General features: G+C 43.3%; 3 protein-coding genes. All 3 read right to left on the reverse strand.

Annotation, left to right across the window (positions count from 1 at the left end; translation table 11 throughout):
* Positions 1-535, reverse strand: a 535-nt coding sequence (locus tag AACQ83_RS24205; RefSeq protein ID WP_146747960.1) for an ORF6N domain-containing protein, incomplete at its 3' end; no start/stop codon positions are given.
* Positions 532-753: a hypothetical protein gene (locus tag AACQ83_RS24210; RefSeq protein ID WP_112879925.1), complete on the reverse strand. Its 222-nt coding sequence runs from the start codon at positions 751-753 to the stop codon at positions 532-534. The genes AACQ83_RS24210 and AACQ83_RS24205, both read right to left, overlap by 4 nt.
* Positions 753-1,040, reverse strand: a complete 288-nt coding sequence (locus AACQ83_RS24215; protein WP_112879926.1) for an ANR family transcriptional regulator — start codon at positions 1,038-1,040, stop codon at positions 753-755. The genes AACQ83_RS24210 and AACQ83_RS24215 overlap by 1 nt, the downstream gene beginning before the upstream one ends.
* Positions 1,041-1,081 lie beyond the last annotated feature (41 nt).

The following is a 1,081-nucleotide window of genomic DNA, read 5'->3' on the forward strand; positions in this document are numbered from 1 at the left end:
TGGTCAATCCTGATTCAGTCGCAGCCAGAGAGAACCCAATCCAGCCCGTGGGAATAGCGCCTTGCTTGATTTGCTCAATGGTTTCATGAACCTGTTCAACTTTTTCTTCAACCTGGTTAAGGCGGCGCTGTTGTTGAGCGGTATGACTGGCGATCCTTGCAATCATTTCAATCTCGCTCAGGGCGGTTTGGGGTTTGCGGAAATAGTGACTAACCAGTTCCCGTTGAACCTGCCACGCAACATCATCATTGAATGGCTTGGTTAACATCAGATAACCAGACTCAAAAAGCACAATGCCGCTGGGGGCGAACTTGGAAAATAAGCCATCAGGGAGGTTGGTACGTATATCGTCCTGACCTAAGATTTGATAATCCACTCCACACACAAAGCGTTGATTGTTTCTGTTGAATGTTGCTTTAGCCGTACCATCTGGCCGCGCGTGAACCTGATCAATCATTGAGAACGTCACAACGCGCTGACCTTGATATTCCACAACAGGCATTTGGGTTTTATTGATGGTGATTAATTCTTTCATTGTTTCACTTCCTTAATTTCAATTTTCATTTTCTTGGCATGGCGGCGCATGGAGCGATTAAGTGGCATTAATATGTCTCCGTTATGCGTTGAATAAGGTTCAATGAACTTTTGGGAATTGACATACCCATCTGTGGACCCTTCTTTTATTTGAAGGAGCTGAGGTATTGTCATACCTTCAAATCCTTGCTGTGTTTTACTTCTTCTCCTTTTCGCCATTACAATCCCTCCGCCTTATCAATATGGATCTTTAGAGCATCAGCGAATTGTTTCGCTTCTCTCTCTCTTTTGCGACGTTGTTTGTTATCTGCTTGCCATTGTTCATAGCGCCTTTGTAATGAGTGACGCTTTAAATTCAATTCAACACGATATTCAGCCCATTCACGGTTAACTTGCTGCCTGGCATGTTCAGCGACCTTGTTCCAGAGAACCGCCGCTGTTTCATACTTTTCTTCACGCTCACTTTGAATAGCTCTCTGTGAGAAATTAAAATGGGTAATATTCACTATGAGTCCTTATTTACTGAAAAGTATATTCTGGTGAAAAT

The organism is Photorhabdus sp. S10-54, assembly GCF_963878145.1.
In the GTDB taxonomy this organism is placed as follows: Bacteria; Pseudomonadota; Gammaproteobacteria; order Enterobacterales; family Enterobacteriaceae; genus Photorhabdus; species Photorhabdus kayaii.

Excerpts from the sequence above, each read along its gene's own strand:
- AACQ83_RS24210 (WP_112879925.1), bottom strand. The coding sequence starts at position 753 with ATGGCGAAAAGGAGAAGAAGTAAAACACAGCAAGGATTTGAAGGTATG.